Below are 7,604 nucleotides of genomic sequence, written 5' to 3'. Positions count from 1 at the left end.
CGGGAATTCAGATAATAAGTGCGACACTCATGGATGAATGGCGAGAGGTGGCCAACTGCTGATTGGTGGTACCCTTCTGCTCGCCAAAGTAAAAGCAGTATCACCATGAGCTATCAGCAGTTGACCGAGGGGCAACGATACCAGTTATCGGTGCTTCGCGCACAGGGGATGTCCATCCTTGCCACCGCACGCGCCATTGGCGTTCATCGCTCCACCCTCTACCGGGAGCTGCGTCGTAACGCCGGGCCGCAGGGCTACCAGCCAGACAATGCGCATCAGCACGCCACCCACCGACGGGCCAGTGCGGCCAAATCTCGGCTATCTGCCGATGTCATCCAGTTTGTCGAGCTGACACTCGCCTGGTGGTGGAGCCCGGAGCAGATAAGCGCGGTGGGCAAGCAGATAGGCCTCATGGTGAGTCACGAGTGGATATACCGCCATGTGGCCGCCGACAAAGCCCGGGGTGGCCAGTTGTACCGCCATCTGCGCCAGGGCCACAAGCGCTACCGCAAGGGGGCGAGCAGCCTGCGTTCTCCCATCAAGGAAGCCCGCTCTATTGATGAACGGCCGGCTATCGTCGATAGCCGGGAGCGGCTCGGTGATTGGGAGGCGGACACGGTGCTGGGCAAGCAAGGCACAGGTGCACTGGTCACCCTGGTGGAGCGCAAGAGCCGGCTCTATCTGGTCAAGCGGGTCGCGAGCAAACAGGCTGGGGTGGTGCGGGATGCGATAATCGAGATGTTAACGCCCTACATCGAGCAGGTGCATACCATCACCTTTGACAACGGCGGCGAGTTTGCCGAACACAAGGCGATAGAGGAAGCGCTGGGTGCCGAGACTTACTTTGCGCACCCTTACTCTTCGTGGGAGCGCGGTCTGAACGAGAACAGCAATGGGCTGTTGAGGCAGTTTATCCCAAAGGGAACAGACCTGAGAGAGGTCACGGACGAGGATGTCAGGAGAGCGGAGCAGTGGCTCAACCTACGACCTCGGAAATGTCTCGGATTCAGGCAGCCTGTCAAGGTATTCGAAGAGTACCGTCAGGCGGCATAGGCGAGTGTCGCACTTCGAAGTTGAATTCGCGCCTTATATTTAGCTTCCATACTGCCTTTTTTTGCTGCTTCGAGATAATGCCCCCAATCTGGCCCTATTTCATATTCACGCCCTCCAATCTTGATGTTCTCAAACTGAGTATTATCAAGATCGTATCCCAGCCAACAGTAGCACATGTCTCCAATTTTCACTTGCGCCTGAATATGCCCGGCATCTTTTGCTTTATTTAAAAACTCAAATGCCATATTGAGATCATGCTCTATCTTATATTTTTTGTAGCTTTTTAGATGCATTAATCCTAATTGATATAACGCATCAATATTTCCCTGTTCGGCTGAGAGTGTAAATAGCTGATTTGCATGTACATCAACCTCTGGCCCTTCATTTTTATTGACCAAATGAACACCCATATTCAATTGGGCCAGTGGATGGCCATTTTTCACTGCCAACTCAAGCCATTCTATTGATTTTTTTTCATAGCTTTTCTTGGACGTTTTTTCACTTATCTTCAAACACAGTTGAGATAAGTTATACTGTGCGTTGCCATTTCCCTTTTCAGCTGATTTTGTATAACAATATTCTGCTTTATCGTCATCCTTAGGTATTAAAACCCCTTCGTCATAAATCCATCCTAGTGTAAAGTAGGATAGGGCACATCCACGTTCCCCAGCTTTCCAAAAATACTTAATTGCTTTATTTATATTTTGAGTTACACCATGACCATGAAAATAGAACATGCCAAGTTTTAAATTTGATTGAGGGTGGCCGCGTGACGCCGCAATCTCATATATTTCAATCGCTTTTAGAAAGTCAGCATCTACGCCGATCCCAAATTCGTAAGAAACTGCCTCTTGATATTTCTGCTTCATGAACTTTTCTTTTTCTATCATATCATGTGCAGCATCATCGCCAGTGTATTCCCCATATGTCATGACAACCTCCACGTATCCATTTAGTTAACTTGATCTCAATCTATCATCTTCAGAATATTCTTTAATTACATTTCAGCATAAGTATGAGCTCTGTAACATTTATTATAGATTTAAAGCAGATCATCCACGCAACACATGCTCAATGAGTCTGGCAAGGCAGGGTTTCGCATCAAAGCCTTGCGCACATACTCATCACTATCAAAAAGTAACTCGTTCATCTGTTCAGGTTTTAGTAGCGGATTACTCGCCGCTGACATACGGATTAAAGGACGGTCATCAGAAACAAATTGAATCAACATCCGGGATGGCAATGCACGATTAGCAGCTGCCGCAGCCAAAACCCTTATATCATCGTGGTTTGTCCGCTCAAGCAATTGTATCAATAACGCTTGAGAAACCTTCGGGTTACCAGCAATACCGACACGGACATCTTCTGCTTCATCCAGAGATAACGCGTTTAATAGGGATAAGGGGGTTGAGGGATTACGAGCCACATTTGCACGGACATGTCTATCAGCATCTGTGGACAATGAATTGAGTACTATTGTGGGGGTTAACGGATGTCTAGCTACGGCAACTCTCTGTACAACATTAGTATGAGTCGATAATTCACTGAGAGTGTCAGGTTGAATGACAGTACTGCTGATAGCTAATTCACTCACATCCTCGTCATCATCGTGAGCTAGTCGAGTAATGGCCTCAATAGGAGTTGCAGGATTTCCAGCGACGTAGTAACGAACACATGAATCATCGTCCATGGATAGCTTGTTTAACTGCTCAAGCGTAGTCAATGGATCTCGAGCTGCCCCTATCCGCTCTTCATCTGTTAGGGAGGGTGCGAATAAGCACCCTCCACAACGAAACTGAAAAATTTAGTTTATTAAATTCAAATGCTTACAAGGGCGCATTTTTATGTTTGGTGACTTATTCGCACCTTCCTTAGTGGTTCCATTTCCAATGAATCATTTTTGAGGTATACATTCATATCAACTATTCCATAGTTGTATTATTGTTTGCAGAAAAATCATCCTGAAAGACTTCTACCAGCTCATGTTTACTAATAGCAGGAACTTGCATATTACTAAATACGATTTCTCCTGAGTCAGTATCGCGTATGAATTTCCAATCGTTAAACCCTATTGTTGAGTCATCAATATAATATGGCCATTGTTCACCGATATTATCACCAAGCCAGATTAGTGCTGATACCCGATCAGCCATACTTTCTAATGAGAACCCCAACATACACATAGTTCTCTGAATTAACGAATGCAGTGAAATTCTTTCCATTGTTACTTCCATGATACAAATAGGTCTTTGTTGTGGAGCTACGGCTATAAGACCTTATGAAATGGAAACGAAAGATGCTAGTACAGTTTTCGTCGGCATTGTTTCCCAAATCAGCCAGCAAGTCATGACTTCGCCAGCCCCAGGTGACCGCTACACTCGGGGCTTTCTGACAGGTAGGCCAAGGGTATTCAGTTTATTTATGGCGCTGACATACGCCATGACTTCTCCCACTTGGCCGTTGTAGTTACGCAGACTGACTTTTCCCGCCAGCAACTGTTTGAACCGATACATCGCCGTCTCGGCCAGTGAGCGACTGTGATACCCCGATATCTTCTTCCAGTGCGAGCCCTTCTTTGCGCATCACCAGCACGGCCTCATTTCTTGGGTGCCCCTTTTGCCAGAGCCCTGCATTCTTGCGAGGCGGGATACAGGCTGTCGCCCCTTTGCGCGAGATAAGCTGATGGCTGGCTTTGCTGTCGTAGGCGCCATCCGCATAAACACGTCCCAGCTTGCGCCGCAGAGGGTTGAGCAAGGTCGGCAACACCTCGGCGTCATGGACATTTTCCAACGACACTTCCACCGCCACGATATCGTGGGCCACCGGGTCTACCGCCAGATGCAACTTGCACCACACTCGCCGCTTCTCGGCGCCGTGTTTTCTGACCTTCCACTCGCCTTCGCCAAACACCTTCAGCCCGGTTGAATCGATAACCAGGTCGGTAATGACTCCCTTTGGGGGCTGTCGATAAGCCACTGTCACCGTGCGTGCTCGCTTGCTGACACAGCTATAGTCCGGCGCACACAGCGGTACGTTCATCAACTCGAATAGGGAGTCGAGTAGTCCCTGTGTTGCTCGCAGAGTGAGGTTGAAAATCCCCTTGAGCATCAGGAAGGTTGCGATGGTCTGGTCAGTGTAAAGCAGGCAGCGGCCCCGCCGCCCATGATGGTCGTGGTGAAACCAGTTGCTCATGGCCTCGGCATCAACCCAGAAAGTGAGTGAACCACGGTTAATCAAAGACTTGTTGTATTGAGGCCAGTTGGTGATGGGGTGAAGCGACGTGCCCATGATGCAAATTTGAAGAGGATGGTGGTGTTCAGATCACCGAACCCTCAGTTAGTTCTATTCAAGCTGCATCGATTTGGGAAACAACGCCGTTTTCGTCAGCCAGTGTTGAGGTTGTTCCTATGCAGGTGCGCACAGCCATGATAGTGCTCGACATGTGCCAGGTAGTCCGGGGATTACAACAAGTGGAATACCCCATTTGACAAGTTCCTGGTGGAATACTTGGCCAGATAACTAACTGGATCAGATGCACCACGCCAGTGGTGCAACATAGAAAATTGCTATCGAGCTATCCTGTCTACCTGGGAGAGCCAGCGCCGAAAGATCTATGGACAATCCTCGCTATGCGAGAATGATGTAGCCACATCGTTACCTGTTAGGTGAGAGGGGTGCGCTTTATCTATATATATAAAAACAATCCCTCTCAGCTGTGCACCTCAGCTCTAGTGCCACCAAAACACCTTCAACGAATGGTCCAATGGAAACCACGGGTAAATAACTGGATCACATGCACCACGACCAGTGGTGCAACCTAGAAAAAATGGCTACTGAGCTATCCTGCCTGGGGGGCGAGTACCGACAGATCTATGAACAATCCTCGCTACGCGAGAATGATAGCCATAGCTATTCACCTTTTCAGGTGAGAGGGATACGCTTTATCTATATATATAAAAACAATCCCTCTCAGCTACGCAACTCAGTTACCCTGCTGGACCAACCTCAGAGTTTCTCTCGCTCCTGGGCGGTTGGCTGCTCACGTTCGGCCATGAAGTCGGCGCTCATACAAGGCTCATCAAACCACCTATCCCAGGACTCACCTACAGGTGTGATTATACGAGTACGACCAACCACGACGATCTCAACATGCGTGACCTCATCTGGCAGGGCCACTGCCTCGGGCAGGTAAACCCCCTGGCCACGACCACACTTAAAAACTGTTGATTCCATCACGCGTCCTATGAACCCAAATAACATGTGAACCGAACATAGCTAATGGGGCCGGTATGTCAACTGACACCGGATGCACACGTTATGCAATACGGCTATACTGTATATAAAAACAGCAATCAGTGAGCCACCATGTTCGCCATCCCACATCCAACCCCGGACGCTCTAGAGCTGCCGCTTTTTCTGTCCCCTGTGATTTGCGGCTTTCCTAGCCCAGCACAGGACTATATTGAGCAAACCATAGATCTGAACCAGATCTGTATTGAGCATCCCGCTGCCACCTTCTATGTCAGGGCCAGTGGCCACAGCATGGTGGAAAAGGGCATCAATGACGGGGATCTTTTGATCGTAGATAGGGCGCTCAAGGCCCGCCACGGCGCTATCGTTCTAGCCTGCCTTGATGGAGAATTCACTGTCAAACAGCTGCAAGAACGCCCGTTCCCTGCCCTGCTACCCGCCAATCCAGATTTCCAGCCCATCCATCTATTGGACGGGCAAGAACTAGAGATTTTTGGCGTCGTAACCTATGTACTCCACAAGACCAAACTGGGGTAAACCATGCCCAACGCAATTGCCCTCGTCGATGTGAACAACTTCTATGCGTCCTGCGAGCGCCTGTTTAGGCCAGACCTCAAGGGGCGCCCGATCGTGGTGCTATCGAACAACGACGGCTGCGTTGTGGCTCGCTCGGCAGAAGCCAAGGCGCTTGGCATCAAGATGGGTGTTCCCTACTTCCAGATCCGTCAGTTCTTCGAGGCCGTAGGCGGTGTTTGGTTCTCGAGCAACTACGCCCTCTATGGTGATATGTCACAGCGCGTAATGACCACGCTGGAAGGCATGGTGCCAACTGTCGAGGTGTACAGTGTTGATGAGGCGTTTGTTGAACTGAACGAATCATGGGCGGGAGACCTAACAGCATATGGTCGTCAGATCCGTGAACGAATACAGCAATGGACTGGACTCACAGTCGGCGTCGGGATCGGGCCAACCAAAACACTCGCCAAGCTGGCAAACTACGCCGCGAAGAAGTGGCCTGCGACTGGTGGAGTGGTTGATTTGCGTGATGAGGCACGTCGAGCGCGTTTGATGGCTATCACTCCGGTCGGGGAAATATGGGGAATAGGTAGAAAACTGACCACCAGGCTCGAAGCGCACGGGATCAATAGTGTGGCGGACCTAGTCGCTGTCGATGGTAAAAACCTACGGCATCGTTATGGGGTCGTTGTTGAGCGAACCGTGCTAGAGCTACGCGGCTATCCATGCGCCAACCTGGAGCAGGACACACAAGCCAAACAGCAGATCATCTGCTCCCGATCATTCGGTGAACGGATCACACACATGAATTCCATGCATCAAGCACTCGCAGGATATATGGAACGTGCAGCTGAAAAACTCCGGGCAGAGGGAATGTGCTGTCGCCATGTCACCCTATTCATTCGTACCAGCCCCTTCAATGACAAAGAGCCCTACTACGGCAACCAAGTGAGCACCACGCTGGCTGTGCCTACAAACGATACCAGGGAGCTGCTGGGTGTGATCCACTCACTGCTCTCTCATATCTGGCGGGATGGGCACCGCTACCAAAAAGGGGGCGTGATGCTAGCCGACTTCACTCCTATCGGCAGCCAGCAGGGAGATTTGTTCGACCATCATCAACATAAGCCCCGCAGTCAGGACCTAATGCAGATGATCGACCGAATCAACCAGGGACGATTAGGAAAAATTCATTTTGGATCTTGTGGGAGAGACAACAGTGATTGGATGATGAAGCGTGAAAAACTCAGTCCCCGCTATACAACCGCATTGGATGAATTACCCATTGCAAAGTGACAACCCCGATTTGCACTCAGCAAGGCGCTCTTGCGCCATCATCAATTCGCAACCGGTGATTCGGTCAACGCCTTTCACATCACGCATTGGTGGTTTAATCTCATGTCCGTTGAGCATTCCAGTTAGCATCCACTGCCGCAGTTGGCCCAATGAGAGCCCCAATTGCCTGGCAGCATCCAGCATTCGCCATGACAGCTTAAATTGCAGATCGTCGGACACAGGGTCAAAGTTACCAGCCTGCAATTTTAACAAAGCCCGGTGAGCAAGGGTCTCTGCCATTGATCCAAACCGCGCTTCGCTATAGGTGACTTTCTGCCCTAAGTAGCTTGCCTGCCACAGGCCACGAGATGGTTGAACTGTAACGCTGCCGGAACCAAATGGTTTACTCATTACTGCGTATTCCGGCGAAGTTGAACAGCCATTCCGGCCAACGTGAACACCCTGATCCTTAACGCGCTCACGTCATCCCGTTTCTAACTCGACTGTTC

The 7,604-nt window shown here is 49.9% G+C and carries 8 protein-coding genes and 1 pseudogene; 3 read left to right on the top strand and 6 right to left on the bottom strand.

The genetic code is table 11. The features are described from left to right. The first annotated feature begins 105 nt into the window (after nucleotides 1-105). Nucleotides 106-1,053 (top strand): IS30-like element ISAs2 family transposase, encoded by a 948-nt coding sequence (locus AB5Y90_RS18305; RefSeq protein WP_019706001.1) that lies wholly within the window; start codon nucleotides 106-108, stop codon nucleotides 1,051-1,053. Here AB5Y90_RS18305 and AB5Y90_RS18300 read toward each other — a convergent pair. The 5 genes and pseudogenes from AB5Y90_RS18300 to vapB form a co-directional block, all read right to left on the bottom strand. Then, nucleotides 1,041-1,985 carry a tetratricopeptide repeat protein gene (locus AB5Y90_RS18300; protein WP_368167496.1) on the bottom strand — a complete coding sequence of 315 codons (945 nt, stop codon included), beginning with the start codon at nucleotides 1,983-1,985 and terminating at the stop codon, nucleotides 1,041-1,043. The two genes, AB5Y90_RS18305 and AB5Y90_RS18300, sit on opposite strands and share 13 nt — an antisense overlap. A 110-nt stretch (nucleotides 1,986-2,095) precedes the next feature. After that, on the bottom strand, nucleotides 2,096-2,743 hold the full coding sequence (locus tag AB5Y90_RS18295; protein ID WP_368167494.1) for a hypothetical protein: 648 nt from the start codon (nucleotides 2,741-2,743) through the stop codon (nucleotides 2,096-2,098). 232 nt (nucleotides 2,744-2,975) lie between these two features. Beyond that, entirely contained in the window at nucleotides 2,976-3,275 is a 300-nt protein-coding gene (locus AB5Y90_RS18290; RefSeq protein ID WP_362818503.1) for a hypothetical protein, read from the bottom strand. A 150-nt stretch (nucleotides 3,276-3,425) separates the two neighbouring features. Beyond that, nucleotides 3,426-4,341, bottom strand: a pseudogene (locus AB5Y90_RS18285) (IS5 family transposase). Between the two features lie 717 nt (nucleotides 4,342-5,058). After that, entirely contained in the window at nucleotides 5,059-5,286 is a 228-nt protein-coding gene (gene vapB, locus AB5Y90_RS18280) for a type II toxin-antitoxin system VapB family antitoxin (protein WP_144716187.1), read from the bottom strand. 132 nt (nucleotides 5,287-5,418) lie between these two features. Here vapB and umuD point away from each other — a divergent pair, with 132 nt between their 5' ends. Then, nucleotides 5,419-5,841 (top strand): translesion error-prone DNA polymerase V autoproteolytic subunit, encoded by a 423-nt coding sequence (gene umuD / locus AB5Y90_RS18275; RefSeq protein ID WP_059112981.1) that lies wholly within the window; start codon nucleotides 5,419-5,421, stop codon nucleotides 5,839-5,841. A gap of 3 nt (nucleotides 5,842-5,844) precedes the next feature. Beyond that, nucleotides 5,845-7,116 (top strand): translesion error-prone DNA polymerase V subunit UmuC, encoded by a 1,272-nt coding sequence (umuC, locus tag AB5Y90_RS18270; RefSeq protein WP_325793941.1) that lies wholly within the window; start codon nucleotides 5,845-5,847, stop codon nucleotides 7,114-7,116. Here umuC and AB5Y90_RS18265 read toward each other — a convergent pair. Beyond that, entirely contained in the window at nucleotides 7,099-7,506 is a 408-nt protein-coding gene (locus AB5Y90_RS18265; protein ID WP_368167491.1) for a hypothetical protein, read from the bottom strand. The two genes, umuC and AB5Y90_RS18265, sit on opposite strands and share 18 nt — an antisense overlap. Nucleotides 7,507-7,604: the final 98 nt, after the last annotated feature.

Source organism: Aeromonas sp. R4-1 (genome assembly GCF_040908325.1).
Lineage (GTDB): Bacteria > Pseudomonadota > Gammaproteobacteria > Enterobacterales > Aeromonadaceae > Aeromonas > Aeromonas veronii.
Note: the sequence above shows the minus strand (reverse complement) of the source record. Positions and strands in the feature narration are given on the sequence as shown.